The sequence below is a fragment of the Streptomyces sp. NPDC055025 genome, from assembly GCF_053608565.1.
On record NZ_JBSGVS010000106.1, the window covers coordinates 1 to 18,939 of the forward strand.

Sequence of the window (18,939 nt, forward strand, 5' to 3'; positions counted from 1 at the left end):
TTCTCAAGGAACGGACGCTTCCTTTGTACTCACCCTCACGGGCTTTCCTCCGGGCTTTCCCTTCGGTCCTGCTGTTGTTCTCTTCTTGCTTGTCTCGCTGTCTTGCGTCTCCGACTTTACCAGACCCATTCGGCGTCTTCCGCCTCGTGAATTCCGGTGACCTTTGGATTGGTCTTTCGCCTTTCGGCTTCCGCTACTTTAACCGAATCCCCGCCCGGCTCATAATCGAGCTGTCGGGCCTGAATTTCGGCATGCCGAAATAGAACCCGTCGGGGTTGATCATCAGTAGTGGATGGCCACTTCGGGCGGCTGCTGAGCAGCAGGACCCGTGTCAAGCGGCTCGGGCTACGTTAGGCGGATGAACGGTACGAGTCAAGTTCGGCGGCGTCTGGGCGCATGGGCCCGGTAAGGGCTCACCGAAGGGTCGCCGTCGATCCAGAAGCGCCAGGGGTGGACCGCTCCGTCGCCGCCCACGCCGGTGCGGGGGCCGCTGCGGACCTGGTCAGTCGGTGCGGGCGTGCCGGCCAGTATCGCCAGCGGCGCGTCGGGGCCCGCGCAGACGTCCGTGCCGTTGAGGCCACGGTCGACATCGAGGGCGGTGGCCAAGCGGGCCGGGCCTTTGGCCAGTTCTCTGTGATGCCGGGCCGAGAACCGACGTTTATGTGCCAGCTCGGCGCCCACCTCGATCTCGCCGGCGCGGAGCAGGACTCCGCTCGCCATGCCCTCGGGGCCGCACACCAGATTGAGGCAGTGCCACATCCCGTAGGTGAAGTAGACGTACGCGTGACCGGGCGGGCCGAACATCACTCCGTTCCGGGCCGTCCGGCCGCGGAACGCGTGCGATCCCGGGTCGATCTCGCCCGCGTACGCCTCCACCTCGGTCAGCCGGAGTTCGATCGGGCCCTCGTCCGTGGTGCGTACCAGCGTGCGCCCAAGAAGATCGGGCGCGACCTCCAGGACCGGACGGTCGAAGAAGTCCCGGGGAAGCGGAACACGATCGGGGCTCTCCATGGCGTATGAGCGTACCGGGGAACCGACTACGGTCGGAGCGCGTATGTAGGGGTCAGGATCTAGAAGGAGTGAACATGGGCTTCAAGAAGCTGCTCGCGAGCCTCGGCGCCGGTGGTGCGTCCGTCGAGACGGAGCTGACCGAGCTGAACGTCGTGCCGGGCGGCGTCGTCCAGGGCGAGGTGCGGCTCCAGGGCGGGTCCGTCAACCAGCGGATCGAAGGACTCTCGGTCGGCCTTCAGGCGCGTGTCGAGGTCGAGGGGAACGACCAGGAGCTCAAGCAGGACATCGAGTTCACCAAGCAGAGCATCGGCGGCGCCTTCGAGGTACAGGCAGGGGCGGTGCATGTGGTGCCGTTCGGTCTGGAGATCCCGTGGGAGACCCCGATCACGACGATCGACGGTCAGCAGCTGCGCGGGATGAACATCGGGGTGACCACGGAGCTGGCGATCGCGCGGGCGCTGGACTCCGGCGATCTCGACCCGATCAATGTCCACCCGCTGCCCGCGCAGCAGGCCATCCTGGACGCCTTCATCCAGCTCGGGTTCCGCTTCAAGGCCGCGGACATGGAGCGTGGTCATATCCGCGGGACGCGCCAGCGGCTGCCCTTCTACCAGGAGATCGAGTTCTTCGCGCCGCAGCAGTACCGCGGGCTCAACCAGGTCGAGCTGACCTTCGTCGCGGACGACCGTGAGATGGACGTCATCCTGGAGATGGACAAGAAGCCGGGGCTGTTCACCGAGGGCAGCGACTCGTTCCGGTCCTTCCAGGTCGGCCTCCACGACTTCCAGGGCACCGACTGGGCCGCCTATCTCAACCAGTGGCTCGCCGAGGTGGGTGGCCGTCGCAACTGGTTCTGATCACGGCCTTTAGGCTCGGCGTCGCAGGGCGGATCCGCCGGCACACGGGCCGGCGGGACGGCCGATTCGGAGGTTCAGACGTTGACCGAGGGCAAGAGGGCTCCGCTCCCTCATGACTTCCATCCGCAGGTGCCGTCGTTCACGGTGGTGAGTGAGGACATCGCGCCCGGGGCGGTGCTGAAGGACGCGCAGGTCTACGCGGCCGGGAACACCTCACCGCAGCTGCGCTGGGACGGCTTCCCCGCGGAGACCAAGAGTTTCGCCGTGACGTGTTTCGATCCCGACGCGCCGACCGGCAGCGGGTTCTGGCACTGGGTGCTCTTCGACATCCCGGCGTCGGTGACCGAGCTGCCGGCGGGTGCGGGCAGCGGTTCGTTCGAGGGGCTGCCCAAGGGCGCGGTGCACGCGCGGAGCGACTACGGCTCGAAGGACTTCGGGGGCGCGGCGCCGCCGGCCGGGGATCCGGCACACCGGTATGTGTTCACGGTGTACGCCGTGGACACCGAGCGGCTGGGGCCCGACAGTGACGCCTCGCCCGCGTTCGTCGGCTTCAATTTGCGCTTCCACACGCTTGCTCGTGCGCAGCTCATCGGCGAGTACGCCGCGCCGGTCAAGAGCTGACCGTTTTCCTTTTGTTTGCCCTGCCCTGGTCTTGGAGAGACCAGGGCAGGGCACTTTTTATTGTGTTGTCCCCCTCGGCGTGCCCGGCCAGAGTTGATCCCAGCCCGCCAGGTGGTGGGCCGGCACACGGGAGGTGGGCGGGATGCGGGACACGCTGGTACTGAATGCGAGCTTCGAGCCGCTGTCGACGGTGACACTCAACCGTGCGGTGGTGCTGGTGCTCCAGGACAAGGCCGTCGTCGAGCAGGCTCATCCCGGTCTCCGTGTCCGTGCGGCCACCATGGAGCTTCCGGTGCCCCGGGTGATCCGGCTCTGCCGCTATGTGCGGGTGCCCTTTCGAAGACAGGCCCCGTGGTCGAGGCGGGGTGTGCTGGTACGGGACCAGCACCGGTGCGCGTACTGCGGCAGACGCGCGACGACGGTGGACCATGTGGTGCCGCGGTCCCGGGGTGGCGCCGACAGCTGGCTGAATACCGTCGCTTCCTGCGCCGAGGACAACCACCGCAAGGCCGACCGTACGCCGGAGCAGGCGGGGATGCCGCTGCTGCACGACCCGTTCGTACCGTCCCCGGCGGACGCGATGCTGCTGTCGCTGCGGGCGGGTGAGCGTTCGGAGCTGCCGCAGTGGCTGATAGGCGTGCGGTCCGCCGCGTAAGGCCCACTACGACGTTGGGCGAGAGCCCGCTCCCGGATCCGGGGGCGGGCTCCTGTGCGTCCGCGCGTCTTGGGTGTCAGCCGTAGCGGCGGATCAGGAGCTGTGCGACGGCGACCAGACCGACCGCGACGATCAGCGCGCGCAGCGCGACCGGGGGCAGACGGCGGCCGACCCTGGCGCCGATCTGGCCGCCCAGTGCGGAGCCGACGGCGATGAGCACCACGGCCGTCCAGTCGAAGTGGGCGACGAAGAGGAAGTAGAGCGCGGCGACGCTGTTGACGACGGCGGCGAGGATGTTCTTGACGGCGTTGAGGCGTTGCAGACTGTCGTCGAGCAGCATGCCCATCAGGGAGAGATAGATGATTCCCTGGGCCGCCGTGAAGTAGCCGCCGTAGACGCTGGCGAAGAGGAGTCCGGCGAACAGGAGCGGACCGCCGTCGGGGCGGGCACTGGTGCCTCGGCGTCGGCGGCGGGCCTGGACGGCCCTGGTGAGCCGGGGCTGGAAGATCACCAGGGCGAGGGCGATGGTGACCAGGACGGGCACGATCGTCTCGAAGGCCGTCGAGGGCAGGACGAGCAGCAGCGTGGCGCCGGTGAGACCGCCGACGAGTGCGGCGACGCTCAGCCGCAGCACCCGGCGGCGCTGGCCGGCGAGTTCGGCGCGGTAGCCGATGGCTCCGCTGATCGAACCCGGTATGAGTCCAAGGGCGTTGGAGACGGTCGCGGTGACCGGTGGGAGGCCGGTCGCCAGCAGGACGGGGAAGGTGATCAGGGTGCCGGAACCGACGATGGTGTTGATGGTCCCGGCGCTGATGCCCGCGACGAAGACGGCGAGCATCTCCCAGATGGTCACAGTGCGCTGCCCCTTCGGTGATCGGTGCGGTATGCAACGATCATGCACGAAGGGGCAGTACGGTCAGTCCAGCGGGGGGGTCTGGCGGCGTTCCTTGCCGGTGTTGAAGCCCGGGACCCCGCCGCCGAGGTTGTCGAAGGCTCCGCTGAGTCCCTTGAGTGCGTCGCCGATCTCGCTGGGCACGATCCAGAGCTTGTTGGCGTCGCCTTCGGCGATCTTGGGGAGCATCTGGAGGTACTGGTACGCGAGCAGCTTCTGGTCGGGGTCTCCCGCGTGGATCGACTCGAAGACCGTACGGATGGCCTGGGCCTCGCCCTCGGCGCGCAGGGCCGCGGCCTTGGCCTCGCCCTCCGCGCGGAGGATCGCGGACTGCTTCTCGCCCTCCGCGGTGAGGATCTGCGACTGGCGGATGCCCTCGGCGGTGAGGATCGCGGCGCGCTTGTCACGGTCGGCGCGCATCTGCTTCTCCATCGAGTCCTGGATGGAGGTCGGCGGCTCGATGGCCTTCAGCTCGACGCGGTTGACGCGGATGCCCCACTTGCCGGTGGCCTCGTCGAGGACGCCGCGCAGCGCGGCGTTGATCTCCTCACGGGAGGTGAGGGTCCGCTCCAGGTCCATGCCACCGATGATGTTGCGGAGCGTGGTGACGGTGAGCTGTTCGATCGCCTGGATATAGCTGGCGACTTCATAGGTCGCCGCGCGGGCGTCGGTCACCTGGTAGTAGATGACGGTGTCGATGTTGACGACCAGGTTGTCCTGCGTGATCACCGGCTGCGGCGGGAAGGGGACGACCTGCTCGCGGAGGTCGATCCGGTTACGGATCGAGTCGATGAACGGGACCACGATGTTCAGGCCCGCGTTGAGCGTTCGGGTGTAGCGGCCGAACCGCTCCACGATGGCGGCGCTTGCCTGCGGGATGACCTGGATCGTCTTGATCAGGGCGATGAATACAAGCACCACCAGGATGACCAGGACGATGATGATTGATGGCATCGCGTATCTCGGGCCCTTCGCTGCCGGATGTTCTGATGATCGAGTTTCTCAGACCAGGAGCGTGTATGGGGAGCGTTCCACAGGGTTGGCTCACATCACCACGGCTGTCGCACCGTCGATTTCGACCACATCGACCTGCTGGCCGGGTTCGAACGACGCGTCCGCGTCGAGGGCGCGCGCCGACCAGACCTCACCGGCGAGCTTGATACGCCCGTCACGGCCGTCGACACGTTCGAGAACGATGGCCTGACGGCCTCTCAGCGCGTCAATTCCCGTGGCCGCTCCGGGACTGGAGCGGCGTTGCCGGCTCGCGATACGGCGGACCACCACGGTGAGCGCGACGGACACCACGGCGAATACGAGGACTTGGGCCACCACGGTGCCGCCCAGCGCGGCGGTGACGGCGGCGGCGACCGCCCCGGCGGAGAACATTCCGAACTCGGGCATCGCGGTCAGAACAAGCGGAATCCCCAGACCGACGGCGCCGATCAGCCACCACACCCACGCTTCGATTTCCACCTGGTCATGGTAGGTCCGGCGATCCCTGTCGGGACAGGGGTGATATCCGGTCAGCCGAGCGGCGTTGTCCGCGTCAGCCGAGCGGCAGTCCCTGCGCCGTCCAGCGGTCACCGTTGCGCTCGACGACGAGCGGGAGACCGAAGCAGAGGGAGAGGTTGCGGGAGGTCAGTTCCGTCTCCATGGGTCCGGCGGCGAGCACCTTGCCCTGACGGATCATGAGGACATGGGTGAAGCCCGGCGCGATCTCCTCGACATGGTGGGTCACCATGATCATGGAGGGGGCGTACGGATCGCGGGCGAGACGGCCGAGCCTGCGCACGAGGTCCTCGCGCCCGCCGAGGTCGAGACCGGCCGCGGGCTCGTCCAGCAGGAGCAGTTCGGGGTCGGTCATCATCGCGCGGGCGATCAGGGTGCGCTTGCGCTCGCCCTCGGAGAGGGTGCCGAATCTCCGGTCGAGGTACTCGGTCATGCCCAGCCGGTCGAGGAAGGCGCGGGCGCGCTGCTCGTCGACCTCGTCGTAGCTCTCGTGCCAGGTCGCGGTCATGCCGTACGCGGCGGTCAGCACGGTCTGGAGGACGGTCTGCCGCTTGGGCAGCTTCTCGGCCAGGGCGATGCCCGCGATACCGATGCGCGGGCGCAGGTCGAAGACGTCCACCTTGCCGAGCCGGTCACCGAGGATGGTCACCTGCCCGCCGGTCGGGAAAAGGTAGCTGGAGGCGAGATTGAGCAGGGTGGTCTTCCCCGCGCCGTTGGGGCCGAGGATCACCCAGCGCTCCCCCTCCTTGACCGACCAGGAGACATCGTCCACCAGAGCGCGTCCGTCGCGGACCACGGATACGTCCACCAGCTCCAGTACATCGCTCATGAGCGCGTTGTCTCCCCATGCAATCGTCTTGACGTTCCGGGTGCGCCCTGTGGGCGCGTCTCCCCGGAAAATCTACGCCACCGGTCGAGTGGTCCGGCTCTGAGGTCCGTTCCCTAGGCTGGGTCCATGCATTCGCAACCACGCTCAGGACTGCTGGCCGCTTGGGGAAACGCCCTTCTGGCCGGGTTTGTATCGCCGGACGACGCCGTGCTCGCCGTGGTCGGTGATGACGCGCCGCACCGGGTGGAGGGGCTGCCGGGCGAGGCCGGTCCTGTCGGGCTCACGCTGGCGCTGGGGCGGCTACGGGCGCTCGGCGTGACGGGCTACCGGGTGGCGCTGCCCGTACCGGGACATCCGCTGGGGCTGAGCGGGCCTCCGGAGTTCAATGCCCGCGCGCTGGAGGCCGAGGAGGCCGTCGTCGCGACGGGCGCGCCGTACGGTCTGGTGCCCGAGGTCACCTCGGTGGGCCCGGAGGGGGACCGCCATACCGAGGTCCTCTGGCACTGTCTGCCGGTACGGGAGGCCCCGCCGGCGGATGTGCCCTCGCTCGGGGAGGCGGAACGTGAGCTGGCCGAGGCGCTGCGGGAGGCGACGGAGGCGATCTCACGGCTCGACGTGGCGGCCTCGGGCCCGGTGGCGGAGGCCGCCCTGGACGCGTACCGGGCACGGGCCGAGCGGGGCCGCGAGGTACTGGCGCCCGGTTACCCGCCGCGTGCGGTCCGGGTCCTCGAACTGGCGGAGCGGGTCGGACTGCTGGTCTCGCTGGCGTACGAGCACGGGCACGGCGGTGCGGTGAGCGCGTCGGAGATGGCGGCGCGCGGAGCGGCCCTGCGCCCGGTCGAGCGGGTGGCCCGACGGGCGCGGGTCGCCTCGTACAACGCGTACGTGGAGGAACGGCAGAGGCAGGAGCCTCATTTTTAAGGGGCTCGGTTCGCCTCCGGGCGCTTTCTGCCACTGTCGACGGTCGACCGTGCTCGGTCCGCTCGTACCTCACGGACCTGCGCGCGCTCTCCCTTTCGACAGCGGCGCGCCCTTCGGCTCACTCGCCGGCGGCCGGGCGGGGCCGGAACGTCTGCGCACCCCAGGGGCGGCCGGGGCAGGTCCCACCCGGGTGCCGGTCACCTCGGCCGCCTCGGGGTGCGGACATGTTCCGGCCGCTGTCGCCCGCCGGCGAGTGAGCCGAAGGGGCGCGTCGGTGCCGAAAAGGAGAACGCGCGCAGGCCGCGAGGAACGAGCGGCCGAGCACGATCGACTGTCGGCACCGACAAAAAGCGCCCCGAAGGCGAACCGAGCCCTCAAAAAGAAAGCGGCCGACCCGGGTCTCAGCCCTTAGTGGTTGACCGAGTGGTTGCCGAAGGCCGGGTTCAGCAGGCCGATCACATTGACCGTGTTGCCGGTGAGGTTCAGCGGGATGTGCACCGGGACCTGGATGGCGTTGCCGGAGCCGACACCCGGGGAGTTCTTCGCCGTGCCGAGGGCGTGGGCGCCGCCATCGGTGGCGAACGCGGCACCGGCGGAGGCGCCCGCCGCGAGACCGGCGGTGACGAGGACCAGAGCGGCCTTCTTGGCAACCTTCATGGGATGTTCCTTAATCGTGTGATCAATGACCACGGCAGTACGCCGTGGTTACGCCATGAAGAACGCCCGAGCGGCGATCAGGATGCGCCGTGTGGGTGACATACACACGACGGTATGAATCTCAGACCGGAGGACGACGGTCCGCTTCGGCCGCTTCAGTCCGCCGCCCCATGTCGGACGGCCCAGAGCGCCGCCTGCGTACGGTCCGAGAGATCCAGCTTCATCAGGATGTTCGAAACGTGGGTCTTGACAGTTTTCTCCGAGAGCGTCAGCGCACGGGCGATCTCCCGGTTGGAACGCCCGTCGGCGATCAGTCCGAGCACCTCCCGCTCCCGCTCGGTGAGCGAGGTCCCCCTGCCCTGGCCGGTGCCGGAGTCGTCCTGGGCCAGCAGCGCGCCCGCGACCTCCGGCTGGAGCAGCACATGGCCCGCGTGGACCGAGCGGATCGCGCCCGCCAGCGCCTCGGGGTCGATGTCCTTGTACACATAGCCGCAGGCCCCGGCCCGCAGGGCGGGGACCACGGTGCGCTGCTCGGTGAAGCTGGTGACGATCAGCACTCTGGCCGGGCTGGCCTGCTCACGGAGCTTGCGCAGCGCCTCGATACCGTCCATACCGGGCATCTTGATGTCCATCAGCACGACATCGGGGTGCAGTTCCCCGGCGCGGGCTACCCCCTCGGCGCCGTCCGACGCCTCGCCCACCACCTCGATGTCGTCCTGGATCTCCAGGAATGTGCGCAGTCCCCGGCGGACCACCTGGTGGTCGTCGACCAGCAGAACGCGGATCACCCGCCCGCGCCCCGCCGCCGTCCCGTCGGCGGGGCGCTCCACGGGGCCCCTGCCCTCTTCAGCCACCGGGCACCTCCATCTCGATCGTGGTGCCCTGTCCGGGCGCCGATTTCACCCTGAGTCTGCCGCCCACGCCGCTCGCCCGGTCGCGCATCGAGACCAGCCCGAGATGGCGGCCCGCCCTGCGGACCGTCCGGGGCTCGAAGCCCTTGCCGTTGTCGGTGACGCTGAGGACCGCGCCCTGGGCCCGGCGGGCGAGGGCGACCCCCACCCGGTCGGCCCCCGAGTGCCGCAGCGCGTTGTGCAGTGCCTCCTGGGCCACCCGCAGCAGCGCCTCCTCCTGGGCCGCGGGCAGGGCCCGTATCCCGGAGGTGGCGAAGGTGACCTCGGCCGAGTGGGCGCGGTCGAGCACCTGGACATGGTTGCGGAGCGTATGGACGAGCCCGTCCTCGTCGAGGGCCGCGGGACGCAGCTCGACCACGGCGGCGCGCAGCTCGTCGGCGGCCTCGGCGGCGAGAGCGGCGACCTGCTGGAGTTCGTCCTTGGCGCGGGCCGGGTCGCGGTCGACCAGGGCGGCGGCTGCCTGGGCGGTCAGCCGGAGCGAGAAGAGCTTCTGGCTGACCGCGTCGTGGAGTTCGTGCGCGAGGCGCGAGCGCTCCTCGGCGATGGTGAGTTCGCGGCTGCGCTCGTACAGCCGGGCGTTGGTGAGGGCGATCGCGGCGTGCTGGGCGAGGATCGCGAGGAGTTCCTCGTCCTCCTCGGTGAATCCGCAGCGCCGGCCGCGGGAGGACTCCGCCCGGGGGCAGCGCTTGTTGGCGAGGAAGAGCGCGGCGAGCGTCTCGTCGCCGTCCCTGACCGGCAGACCGAGGAAGTCGGACATGTCGGGGTGGGCGGAGGGCCAGCCCCCGAACCGCGGGTCCCGGCGCACATCGGCGAGGCGCTCGGTCCTCTCCTCGTGGAGCATCGCCGCGAGGATGCCGTGCTGGCGGGGCAGCGGCCCGATGGCCCGCCACTGTTCGTCGCTGACGCCGTCCACCACGAACTGGGCGAAGCCGCCGTGGTCGTCCGGGACACCGAGCGCCGCGTACTCGGCGTCGAGCAGTTCGCGGGCCGAGGCGACGATCGTCTTGAGGACGTCGCGCACCTCCAGACGTCTGCTCATCGCGAGAAGCGCGCTGCTCACGGCGGCGAGGCCGGAGCCGGGTCGGTGACTCATGTTTTTACCGTACCGGCGGGTCGGGCAGCCCGTATCCGCCTCGCGACCGCCTCCGGCCGGGGCCGATGACCTAGGTCCGGCCTAGGTCCGGCCTCGGCGCGGCCTAGGGCGAATGCCCTGGGTGGACGGGGCCCGCGTCCGAGGCGGTGAGGGGGGCGGCGTTCCTACGTTGGGTGGCGTCGGCGGGCACCGGAGCGCGCCGATCCGGCGGAAGGAGCGGATGTCATGCCCGTAGCGATCATCACGGGGGCTTCGAAGGGACTGGGGCGTGCGCTGGCCGTGGCGCTGGCCCGGAGCGGCTGGGATCTGGTGCTGGACGCGCGGACCGCGCCCGTACTGGAAGAGGCGGCCGGCGAGGCGAGGGCGTACGGGACACGGGTGGTGGCGCTCACGGGGGATGTCACGGACGCCACGCACCGGGAGGAACTGGTGACCGCCGCCGCCGGACTGGGGGCGCTCGATCTGCTGGTGAGCAATGCCAGCGCGCTGGGCGCGGAGCCGCTCGTACGGCTGGACGCGCTGTCGCTGCACGGACTGCGGACGGCGCTGGAGACCAATGTGGTCGCGGCGCTCGGCCTGGTGCAGCGGGCGCTGCCGCTGTTGCGCGCGGACGCGCCGGGCGCGGTGATCACGGTCAGTTCGGACGCGGCGGCGGAGGCGTACGGGACCTGGGGCGGTTACGGGGCGTCGAAGGCGGCGCTGGACCGGCTCGCCGCCGTGCTCGCGGTGGAGGAGCCGGAGCTGCGGGTGTGGAGCGTCGACCCGGGCGACATGGGGACGGACCTCTATACGGCGGCCGTGCCGGACGACCCGGATCCGCGGCCGGATCCGGAGTCGGTGGTGCCCGGTTTTCTGCGGCTGCTGGAGCTGCGCCCGCCGAGCGGCCGGTACACGGCTCCCGCGCTGCGGGACGTGACCGTATGAGGCGCCCGGCCGCGGGGTGGGCGACGAGGCGGGCGCGACCGGGTATGCCGGGAGCGCTGCGGGCGCCGCGGGTGCCCGAGGAACTGTCGGCGCGGGTCCCGGCGGAACAGCGCGGCTCGGGCAGGGACGATGTACGTCTGCTGGTCTCCCGGGGCGCCGACGTGACTCATCACACTTTCCCTGAGCTGCCTGGCCTGCTCCGGGCCGGGGATGTGCTGGTGGTCAACACGTCGGCGACGCTGCCGGCCGCGGTCAACGGGCGGCTGGGCGGCGCGCGGGTCGTCACGCACTTCTCGACCCGGGGTGACGACGGCCGGTGGGCGGTGGAACTGCGCACACCGTCACCGGCCGGGGCGGCCGGGGCGGGTACCACCCTGCCCCGGGCCGGGGGCCCGGCCGGGGCGGTCGTACGGCTGCCGGGCGGCGAGCGGCTCGTACTGGAGGAGCCTCTGGACCCGGAGGGGGTCCGGCTGTGGTGGGCGCGGGTCTCGTACCCCGATGTGCCGGGACTGCTGCGCCGCTACGGGCGGCCGATCCGATACGGGTACACGGAGCGGGATCAGCCGCTCTCCGCGTATCAGACGGTCTTCGCGCTCCCCTCGCCCGACGGCTCGGGCTCCGCGGAGATGCCGAGCGCGGGCCGTCCCTTCACCGCGGGGACGGTCAGGGAGCTGGTGCGGCGGGGAGTGCGGTTCGCCCCGCTGGCGCTGCATACGGGGGTGGCGTCGGCGGAGGCGCACGAGCCGCCGTACCCGGAGCGCTTCGAGGTGCCGGAGACGACGGCCCGGCTGGTGAACGCCGCCGCGGCGGACGGCGGAAAGATCATCGCGGTCGGTACGACGGCGGTACGGGCCCTGGAGTCGGCGGCCGGGAGCGACGGTGTGGTGCGGGCGGCCTCGGGATGGACGGATCTGGTGATCACGCCCCGGCGCGGGGTGCGTGCCGTGGACGGACTGCTGACCGGACTGCACGAGCCGGAGGCCTCGCATCTGCTGATGCTGGAGGCGATCGCCGGGCGCGCGGCGCTGGAGCGGGGGTACCAGGAGGCGCTGGAACATCGCTATCTCTGGCACGAGTTCGGGGACGTCCATCTCGTCCTCCCGGACGAGACCGCTCACTCATAGCATTGCTGGAGCAACGAACGGTCATATCGCCCCACCCCCGATGTGAGCCCGCACATAGGACGTGGATCACTTACGAAGCCGTTTAGTCGATGAACAAAGGGGTGTGAGCGTGGCGTAAACGGGCATTTGGACGCCGGATAGGTGCCCCGATTCACTACCCAGGGTCGTACGTCACACCTTTGCCACAGGATTTTGCTGCCGCTAAGAATTGCGTTCGTCGCCGCCGAGCTGGCTGGCCAACCGGCCTTCGCGACTCCCCGCAATTCGAAGAGGTACGTCTTTCATGTTCTCGTCACGCATCGCTGATCTCCGTAGCCTGAACAGGACCACGACCCGCAAGGCTTCGATCGCAGGCATCGCCGCCGCAGGTGTCGCGGCCGTCACGTTCTCGCTGGTTCCCGGTGGCAACACCGGCGCCGACGCCCATGTCGCCACCGCGCCCGTGGCCTGGTCGAGCACCCAGGGCGGTACGCAGAGCTCGGCCCTGAAGGCGAGCGCGGCGAAGGAGATCACCGCCGTCAAGACGGCCGACAGCAAGCTCGCCAAGGCGGCCTACCCGGACAACCTGGACGGGTGGATCCGTGAGGCGCTGTCGATCATGAAGAAGAACGGCATCCCCGGCTCGTACGAGGGGCTGCACCGCAACATCCTCCGCGAGTCCAGCGGCAACCCGAAGGCCATCAACCTCTGGGACATCAACGCCAAGAACGGCATACCGTCGAAGGGCCTGCTCCAGGTCATTCCGCCGACGTTCCAGGCGTACCACGTCAAGGGCACCAAGTTCGACATCTGGGACCCGGTCGCCAACATCGTGGCCGCCGCCAACTACGCCGCGGACAAGTACGGTTCGATGGACAACGTCAACAGCGCCTACTGAGCCGAACGGCGCCGAGGGCACAGAAGCCACGAGGGCGGCACCCACACGGGGTGCCGCCCTCCGGCGTACGCGGATGTCCGCGGCGTACGCGTACGCGGGTGCCCCCCGCCCGCGCGCTACTTGCGCATGACCTCCGGCTCATGACGGCGCAGCAGCCGCGACACCGCGAACCCGCAGACCACACCGATGAGCAGCAGGATGCCGATGTTCATCCCCCACTGGCTCGCCGAGTGCTCCCACAGCGGGTCCAGATTGGTGGGGTTGTCCTGGTCCCACGGCGGCATGAGGTGTGCCAGATCGAGGGTCGAGCCCGCGCCCGCGATGGCCCAGCGGGACGGCATCAGCCAGGCGAACTGCTCCAGCCCCGGCGAGTCGTAGACCTGGAAGAGGATGCCGGTGAAGACGACCTGGACGATCGCGAACATCACCAGCAGCGGCATGGTCTTCTCGGCGGTCTTCACCAGCGAGGAGATGACCAGGCCGAACATCATCGAGGTGAAGCCGAGGGCGATCACGACAAGGCAGATCTCGATGGCCGGCGGCATGATCAGGCCCTCTTCGGGCAGGGTGCGGGTGGCGAAGCCGATACCGCAGATGATGACGCCCTGGATGGCCGTGATCACACCGAGCGTGATCACCTTGGACATCAGATAGGCGGAGCGGGAGAGGCCCGTGGCCCGTTCCCGTTCGTAGATCACCCGTTCCTTGATCAGTTCTCGTACGGAGTTGGCCGCGCCCGAGAAGCACATACCGACCGCGAGGATCAGCATGATGGTGCCCGCGTCGCCGTTGAACCGGGACGGTGCCTCCGGCGGGCCGAGGCCGAACTTCGCCGGGATGACGACGCTGACCACCCCGAGCACGGCGGGCAGGATCACCATCAGCGCCATGAAGCCCTTGTCCGACGCGATGACCGAGGCATAGCGGCGGATCAGCGTCAGCAGCTGGGAGCCCCAGCTCTGCGCCTTCGGCGGACGCATCTGCTGCGGCGGCGGCATATGTACGGACTGTGCCGCGACGGCGTCGATGTCGGCGGCGTACATCTGGTAGTGCTGCGAGCCACGCCAGCGGCCCGCCCAGTCGTAGTCGCGGTAGTTCTCGAAGGCGGAGAAGACATCGGCCCAGGTGGTGTAGCCGAAGAAGTTGAGCGCCTCCTCCGGCGGGCCGAAGTACGCCACGGAGCCGCCGGGGGCCATCACCAGCAGCTTGTCGCAGAGCGCCAGTTCGGCCACGGAGTGGGTGACCACCAGGACCGTGCGGCCGTCGTCGGCGAGGGCGCGCAGCAGCTGCATGACATCGCGGTCCATGCCCGGGTCGAGACCGGAGGTCGGCTCGTCCAGGAAGATCAGCGACGGCTTGGTGAGCAGCTCCAGGGCCACGGAGACACGCTTGCGCTGACCGCCGGAGAGCGAGGTGATCTTCTTGTTCTTGTGGATGTCGAGCTTCAGCTCGCGCAGCACCTCGTCTATCCGGGCCTCGCGCTCGGCCTCGGCGGTGTCACCGGGGAAGCGCAGCTTGGCCGCGTACTTGAGCGCCTTTCTGACGGACAGCTCCTTGTGCAGGATGTCGTCCTGCGGGACCAGACCGATGCGCTGGCGCAGCTCGGCGAACTGCTTGTACAGATTCCGGTTGTCGTAGAGGACATCGCCCTGGTCGGCGGGGCGGTAGCCGGTGAGCGCCTTGAGCAGCGTGGACTTGCCGGAGCCGGACGGGCCGATGACCGCGATCAGCGACTTCTCCGGGACACCGAAGGAGATGTCCTTGAGGATCTGCTTGCCGCCGTCGACGGTCACCGTGAGATGACGGGCGGAGAAGGAGACCTCGCCGGTGTCGACGAACTCCTCAAGGCGGTCGCCGACCAGACGGAACGTCGAGTGGCCCACGCCGACGATGTCGTTGGGGCCGATCTGTACGGTGCCGGACTTGGCTATCGGCTGGCCGTTGACATAGGTGCCGTTGTGGGAACCGAGGTCACGGATCTCGAACCGGCCGTCGGGCGTCGCCGTGAACTGGGCGTGCAGCCGCGAGACCTGGAGGTCGGCGACGACCAGTTCGTTCTCCAGCGCGCGGCCGATACGCATCACACGGCCGAGGGAGAGCTGGTGGAAGGTGGTCGGGCTGCGGTCGCCGTACACCGGCGGGGCCCCCGCGGCACCGCCGGAGGCCGGGGCCTGCTGCGGGAAGGAGGCACCGGGGCCGCCGCCCTGGTGAGGGCCCTGCTGGTGCGGGCCCTGCTGGTGCGGCACCTGTCTCTGCCGCGGCGGCGCCTGGCCGTGCTGCTGCGGTGTCCCCGGCTGCTGCTGCCAGGCCTGTTGTCCCTGCGCGGATGGCTGCTGGGACTGCTGGGACTGCTGCCAGCCCTGCTCCGCCTGCTGTGTACGGTCCGGTGCCTGTGCGCTGTACGCACCCGCGCCCGCCGCTCCGCCGCCGGTGAGGCTGAGCCGGGGTCCGTCGGTGGCGTTGCCGAGATACACGGCCGAGCCGGGACCGATGTCCAGCCGCTGGATGCGCCGGCCCTGCGCATAGGTGCCGTTGGTGCTGCCGTGGTCCTCGATGACCCAGTTCCGGCCGCTCCAGCTGATGGTGGCATGGCGCCACGAGACCCTGGCGTCATCGATCACCAGGTCACCCTGGGGGTCGCGGCCCAGGGTGTACGACCTGGACGGATCGAGTGCCCAGGTCCTTCCGTTCAATTCAAGTACGAGTTCCGGCACTCCATGCCCCACTTTTTGTCCCCCGATTGTCCCCCGTCGCAGGGAGTCTAGGGATGGCGAACATCGTGAGGAACTATTTCAGGCTCGCTCCGCCGCGGGAAAGCCGGGCCGTACGAACGCCTGGTACAAGCACGTAACAGCGTGCGTGGAGGGACCGTTGACGGGGGAGAAAGGCACCCGGAGAGTGGTAACCGCGTATGAGTGCCTACGGATCATGCGCGAATACGAGGAACGATCACAAGGCGGACACACCCGTCGGGGATCGGGGGGTCCTGATGAACGCGCGGGACGACGGCGGCCGAAGCGGTCCGGTCGATGTGCTGCTGGGCTCGGTCGCCGCCGTGAGCTGGGCGCTGGTCGGGATGGCGGCGGTCGCGGCGCTCGGTCTGCGGCTGCTGGGCGCCGACGCGGCGGGCTCGTTGGGGCCGATGACCGCGGCGGTGGTGGTGCTGGGGGCGGGAGGATCGGTCACGCCTTCCGGCGATGTGTCCGCCCTCGGCATGGACGGTGCGGAGGCGCGGACCGCTGTCGACTTCACGCCACTGGGCGTGGGGCTCACGGGGGCGCTGATCCTCGCGTTCCTCTTTCTGCGGTCGCTGCGGCGCGCGGGCGCGTATGTCTCCGTCGCCGAACTGGCCCTGCGGGCGGGGACGGTGGCGGCGCTCTTCGTCGGCCTGGTCGGCGGGCTCGCGTGGGCCGGGCGTGATGTCGTCACGATCGACGGGAGCGGGCTGGGGCTCGACCGGATGCCGGGCGGGGGCGGTGACGGCTCCGGGATCGAGGTGCCGGGACTCGGCGAGGTACCGGGACTGGGCGATCTCGGTGATCTCGGCGACATCCCGGGCATCGGGGGGCTGTTGCCCGACCGGCTCGGTGATCTGGTGAACGCCCGAGCGACGGTGGGATTCCGGGTGGACACCGCCGAGTCGCTGGCCGGCGCCCTGCTGTGGGTGCTCGGCGTCCTGGCCGTGGCCCTGCTCGTCTCCGGCCGTACGCCGCTGCCGCGCGGCTGGGAGCGGGCGCACCGGATCGTACGGCCGGCGGCCTCCGCCCTGGTCACCGTGGTGCTGATGGCGGTGGTCGCGGGACTCGCGGCGGCCGGGTTCGCGGCGATCGGCGACGCCCATCCCCGGCGTATCGCGGGCGCGGCCCTGCTCGGTGCGCCGAACGGTGTCTGGCTCGGTGTTCCGCTCGGGCTGTTCGTGCCGTGGGACGGCCGCGCGTCGGGCCCCTTGGCCTCCCTGCTCCCCGACCCGCTGGACAGGCTGCTGCGGCCGTCGGGCGGTGAGCCGCTGACGGTCGGCGGGCTCACGGAGCTGGACGGACGGATCTGGCTGCTGGTGGCGGCCGTCGCCGTGATGATGCTGTACGCGGGGGTGCTGACGGCGGTCCGTACGATCCAGGCCGACGAGAGCGCGGCCCACCGGAGCCCCGCTCACGGAAGCGCGACTCACGGGAGCGCGGCCCATCGGAACCCCGCTCACCGGGGCGTGGCCGCCCTCGCCGGGCGGTGTGCCCTGACGCTCGGCACTGTCACCGCGCTCACTCTCCCGGCCCTGGTACGGCTCACGGATGTCTCGGCCGACATGTCGCTGTCCGTGTTCGGGATCCCCGCGTTCGACGCGGGCCTCGAACTGCGCGGCAGAGCCGGTACGGCCCTGCTGCTCGGCGCGGTCTGGGGCGCGGGGGCGGGCGGTGCGGGGGCGCTGCTCGCCTACGCGGTACGGAAGAAGGGACGGGGTTCGGGAGCGGCGGAGTCGGAGGACCGACGGGCGCCCAGGGCGGAAGTCCTGCCGCTGCCCGAGCCGGGGTTTCCGCCGATGCCCGAGGAGGCCCCCGCGGCGGGACCCGGGAACCGTACCGCTCCTGACCCGGGACAGGCGCCCGGACCGTACACCCCGTCCGTGCCCTACCGGCCCGCCAACCCTGGTACGAACCCCTATCTGCGCCTTCCCGAGGGCGGCAGCGGACCGCCTCCCCCGGGGTCGCAGCGGGACGGCCGCTGACCGAGACTGGAACCGCTGTCCGGTACGCGGGACGGCCGGCCACAGCTCCTGACTCGCCCGATACGGTGGAACCACCATGAGCGCATCGCAGCCCCCTCGGACCGCCGACGTCCCCACTCTTCTCGTCAAGATCTTCGGGAAGGACCGTCCCGGGATCACCGCCGGGCTCTTCGACACCCTCGCCGCCTACTCCGTCGATGTGATCGACATCGAGCAGGTCGTCACCCGTGGCCGTATCGTCCTCTGCGCGCTGATCACCGCTCCGGCCTCCGGCGCCGAGGGCGCGCTGCGGGCGACCGTGCACACCTGGACGGAATCACTCAAACTCCAGGCGGAGATCATCTCCGGCATCGGCGACAACCGGCCGCGCGGCAGCGGCCGTTCCCATGTCACCGTGCTCGGCAACCCGCTGACCGCCGAGTCGACGGCGGCCATAGCGGCCTGTATCACCGCCACCGGCGGCAATATCGACCGGATCTTCCGGCTGGCGAAATACCCGGTCACCGCCGTGGAGTTCGCGGTGTCGGGGGTGGAGACCGAGCCGCTGCGCACCGCGCTGGCCACCGAGGGCGCGGAGATCGGGGTGGATGTCGCGGTCGTCTCGGCCGGACTGCACCGCCGGGCCCAGCGGCTGGTGGTCATGGACGTGGACTCGACCCTGATCCAGGACGAGGTCATCGAACTCTTCGCGGCCCACGCGGGCTGTGAGACCGAGGTCGCCGAGGTGACCTCCAGGGCCATGCGCGGGGAGCTGGACTTCGAGCAGTCCCTGCACGCGCGGGTGGCGCTGCTCGCCGGGCTCGACGAGTCGGTCGTGGAGAAGGTGCGGGCCGAGATACGGCTCACCCCCGGCGCGCGCACCCTGATCCGTACGCTCAAGCGGCTGGGCTATCAAGTGGGGGTGGTCTCGGGCGGATTCACCCAGGTCACCGATGCCCTCCAGGAGCAGCTCGGGCTGGACTTCGCCGCCGCCAACACCCTGGAGATCGTGGACGGCAAGCTCACCGGACGCGTGGTGGGCGAGATCGTGGACCGCGCGGGCAAGGCCCGGCTGCTGCGCAGATTCGCGGCCGAGGCGGGGGTCCCGCTGGCGCAGACCGTCGCGATCGGCGACGGTGCCAACGATCTCGACATGCTGAACGCGGCGGGGCTGGGGGTCGCCTTCAACGCCAAGCCGGTGGTCCGCAAGGCGGCCCACACGGCGGTGAACGTACCGTTCCTGGACACCGTGCTGTATCTGCTCGGCATCACCCGTGAAGAGGTGGAGACCGCGGACGACGGGGACGGGCACTGACAGGGGACGGACACCGGCATACGCGGGAGGGCCCCGGCGCGGAG

At 70.0% G+C, this 18,939-nt stretch carries 18 protein-coding genes; 9 read left to right on the top strand and 9 right to left on the bottom strand.

Going from position 1 to position 18,939, the window contains the following annotated elements; all coding sequences use genetic code 11:
• Positions 1–372 precede the first annotated feature (372 nt).
• Complete coding sequence (locus ACWGDX_RS37415; protein WP_363085179.1) at positions 373–1,011, bottom strand: DNA-3-methyladenine glycosylase; 639 nt, start codon at positions 1,009–1,011, stop codon at positions 373–375.
• Between the two features lie 74 nt (positions 1,012–1,085).
• Here ACWGDX_RS37415 and ACWGDX_RS37420 point away from each other — a divergent pair, with 74 nt between their 5' ends.
• From ACWGDX_RS37420 to ACWGDX_RS37430, 3 genes are all read left to right on the top strand, one after another.
• A complete protein-coding gene (locus ACWGDX_RS37420; RefSeq protein ID WP_453633024.1) occupies positions 1,086–1,868 on the top strand; it encodes a sporulation protein in 783 nt (260 codons plus the stop codon).
• Positions 1,869–1,949: 81 nt separating this feature from the next.
• On the top strand, positions 1,950–2,489 hold the full coding sequence (locus tag ACWGDX_RS37425) for a YbhB/YbcL family Raf kinase inhibitor-like protein (protein WP_453633025.1): 540 nt from the start codon (positions 1,950–1,952) through the stop codon (positions 2,487–2,489).
• 142 nt (positions 2,490–2,631) lie between these two features.
• The gene (locus ACWGDX_RS37430; RefSeq protein WP_363085182.1) at positions 2,632–3,144 is read left to right on the top strand and encodes an HNH endonuclease; all 513 of its coding nucleotides are present in this window, start codon (positions 2,632–2,634) and stop codon (positions 3,142–3,144) included.
• 76 nt (positions 3,145–3,220) lie between these two features.
• On the opposite strand, the gene ACWGDX_RS37435 is transcribed toward ACWGDX_RS37430, so the two are convergent.
• The 4 genes from ACWGDX_RS37435 to ACWGDX_RS37450 form a co-directional block, all read right to left on the bottom strand.
• Complete coding sequence (locus ACWGDX_RS37435; protein ID WP_453633027.1) at positions 3,221–3,997, bottom strand: sulfite exporter TauE/SafE family protein; 777 nt, start codon at positions 3,995–3,997, stop codon at positions 3,221–3,223.
• 63 nt (positions 3,998–4,060) lie between these two features.
• Entirely contained in the window at positions 4,061–4,990 is a 930-nt protein-coding gene (locus tag ACWGDX_RS37440; RefSeq protein ID WP_382865472.1) for an SPFH domain-containing protein, read from the bottom strand.
• Positions 4,991–5,080: 90 nt separating this feature from the next.
• A complete protein-coding gene (locus ACWGDX_RS37445; RefSeq protein ID WP_453633029.1) occupies positions 5,081–5,509 on the bottom strand; it encodes an NfeD family protein in 429 nt (142 codons plus the stop codon).
• 73 nt (positions 5,510–5,582) lie between these two features.
• Positions 5,583–6,374, bottom strand: a complete 792-nt coding sequence (locus tag ACWGDX_RS37450) for an ABC transporter ATP-binding protein (protein ID WP_453633031.1) — start codon at positions 6,372–6,374, stop codon at positions 5,583–5,585.
• Between the two features lie 126 nt (positions 6,375–6,500).
• Between ACWGDX_RS37450 and ACWGDX_RS37455 the strand changes: the two genes are divergently transcribed.
• Positions 6,501–7,295, top strand: coding sequence for a hypothetical protein (locus ACWGDX_RS37455; protein WP_453633033.1), 795 nt, complete (start codon positions 6,501–6,503; stop codon positions 7,293–7,295).
• 408 nt (positions 7,296–7,703) lie between these two features.
• Here the strand turns inward: ACWGDX_RS37455 and ACWGDX_RS37460 are convergent, their stop codons facing one another.
• From ACWGDX_RS37460 to ACWGDX_RS37470, 3 genes are all read right to left on the bottom strand, one after another.
• The gene (locus ACWGDX_RS37460; RefSeq protein WP_363086177.1) at positions 7,704–7,952 is read right to left on the bottom strand and encodes a chaplin; all 249 of its coding nucleotides are present in this window, start codon (positions 7,950–7,952) and stop codon (positions 7,704–7,706) included.
• A gap of 155 nt (positions 7,953–8,107) precedes the next feature.
• On the bottom strand, positions 8,108–8,782 hold the full coding sequence (locus ACWGDX_RS37465) for a response regulator (RefSeq protein ID WP_453633048.1): 675 nt from the start codon (positions 8,780–8,782) through the stop codon (positions 8,108–8,110).
• Positions 8,783–8,798: 16 nt separating this feature from the next.
• Positions 8,799–9,956 (bottom strand): GAF domain-containing sensor histidine kinase, encoded by a 1,158-nt coding sequence (locus ACWGDX_RS37470; RefSeq protein ID WP_453633035.1) that lies wholly within the window; start codon positions 9,954–9,956, stop codon positions 8,799–8,801.
• A 225-nt stretch (positions 9,957–10,181) separates the two neighbouring features.
• Here ACWGDX_RS37470 and ACWGDX_RS37475 point away from each other — a divergent pair, with 225 nt between their 5' ends.
• The 3 genes from ACWGDX_RS37475 (at position 10,182) to ACWGDX_RS37485 (ending at position 12,881) form a co-directional block, all read left to right on the top strand.
• Entirely contained in the window at positions 10,182–10,880 is a 699-nt protein-coding gene (locus tag ACWGDX_RS37475) for an SDR family NAD(P)-dependent oxidoreductase (protein ID WP_453633036.1), read from the top strand.
• A 44-nt stretch (positions 10,881–10,924) separates the two neighbouring features.
• On the top strand, positions 10,925–12,004 hold the full coding sequence (locus ACWGDX_RS37480; RefSeq protein ID WP_453633038.1) for an S-adenosylmethionine:tRNA ribosyltransferase-isomerase: 1,080 nt from the start codon (positions 10,925–10,927) through the stop codon (positions 12,002–12,004).
• Positions 12,005–12,287: 283 nt separating this feature from the next.
• Positions 12,288–12,881 carry a transglycosylase SLT domain-containing protein gene (locus ACWGDX_RS37485; protein ID WP_453633040.1) on the top strand — a complete coding sequence of 198 codons (594 nt, stop codon included), beginning with the start codon at positions 12,288–12,290 and terminating at the stop codon, positions 12,879–12,881.
• 116 nt (positions 12,882–12,997) lie between these two features.
• On the opposite strand, the gene ACWGDX_RS37490 is transcribed toward ACWGDX_RS37485, so the two are convergent.
• A complete protein-coding gene (locus ACWGDX_RS37490) occupies positions 12,998–15,607 on the bottom strand; it encodes an FHA domain-containing protein (RefSeq protein WP_453633042.1) in 2,610 nt (869 codons plus the stop codon).
• 263 nt (positions 15,608–15,870) lie between these two features.
• Here ACWGDX_RS37490 and ACWGDX_RS37495 point away from each other — a divergent pair, with 263 nt between their 5' ends.
• Both ACWGDX_RS37495 and serB read left to right on the top strand, forming a co-directional pair.
• Positions 15,871–17,601, top strand: coding sequence for a streptophobe family protein (locus ACWGDX_RS37495; RefSeq protein ID WP_453633044.1), 1,731 nt, complete (start codon positions 15,871–15,873; stop codon positions 17,599–17,601).
• Positions 17,602–17,677: 76 nt separating this feature from the next.
• Positions 17,678–18,895 carry a phosphoserine phosphatase SerB gene (gene serB / locus ACWGDX_RS37500; protein WP_453633046.1) on the top strand — a complete coding sequence of 406 codons (1,218 nt, stop codon included), beginning with the start codon at positions 17,678–17,680 and terminating at the stop codon, positions 18,893–18,895.
• The last annotated feature ends 44 nt before the right edge of the window (positions 18,896–18,939 follow it).

Coding starts and splice junctions, on each gene's coding strand:
- ACWGDX_RS37420 (WP_453633024.1), top strand. CDS start 1,086: ATGGGCTTCAAGAAGCTGCTCGCGAGCCTCGGCGCCGGTGGTGCGTCC.
- ACWGDX_RS37475 (WP_453633036.1), top strand. CDS start 10,182: ATGCCCGTAGCGATCATCACGGGGGCTTCGAAGGGACTGGGGCGTGCG.
- ACWGDX_RS37440 (WP_382865472.1), bottom strand. CDS start 4,990: ATGCCATCAATCATCATCGTCCTGGTCATCCTGGTGGTGCTTGTATTC.
- ACWGDX_RS37455 (WP_453633033.1), top strand. CDS start 6,501: ATGCATTCGCAACCACGCTCAGGACTGCTGGCCGCTTGGGGAAACGCC.
- ACWGDX_RS37430 (WP_363085182.1), top strand. CDS start 2,632: ATGCGGGACACGCTGGTACTGAATGCGAGCTTCGAGCCGCTGTCGACG.
- ACWGDX_RS37480 (WP_453633038.1), top strand. CDS start 10,925: ATGCCGGGAGCGCTGCGGGCGCCGCGGGTGCCCGAGGAACTGTCGGCG.
- ACWGDX_RS37495 (WP_453633044.1), top strand. CDS start 15,871: ATGAACGCGCGGGACGACGGCGGCCGAAGCGGTCCGGTCGATGTGCTG.
- ACWGDX_RS37415 (WP_363085179.1), bottom strand. CDS start 1,011: ATGGAGAGCCCCGATCGTGTTCCGCTTCCCCGGGACTTCTTCGACCGT.
- ACWGDX_RS37460 (WP_363086177.1), bottom strand. CDS start 7,952: ATGAAGGTTGCCAAGAAGGCCGCTCTGGTCCTCGTCACCGCCGGTCTC.
- ACWGDX_RS37470 (WP_453633035.1), bottom strand. CDS start 9,956: ATGAGTCACCGACCCGGCTCCGGCCTCGCCGCCGTGAGCAGCGCGCTT.
- ACWGDX_RS37485 (WP_453633040.1), top strand. CDS start 12,288: ATGTTCTCGTCACGCATCGCTGATCTCCGTAGCCTGAACAGGACCACG.
- serB (WP_453633046.1), top strand. CDS start 17,678: ATGAGCGCATCGCAGCCCCCTCGGACCGCCGACGTCCCCACTCTTCTC.
- ACWGDX_RS37450 (WP_453633031.1), bottom strand. CDS start 6,374: ATGAGCGATGTACTGGAGCTGGTGGACGTATCCGTGGTCCGCGACGGA.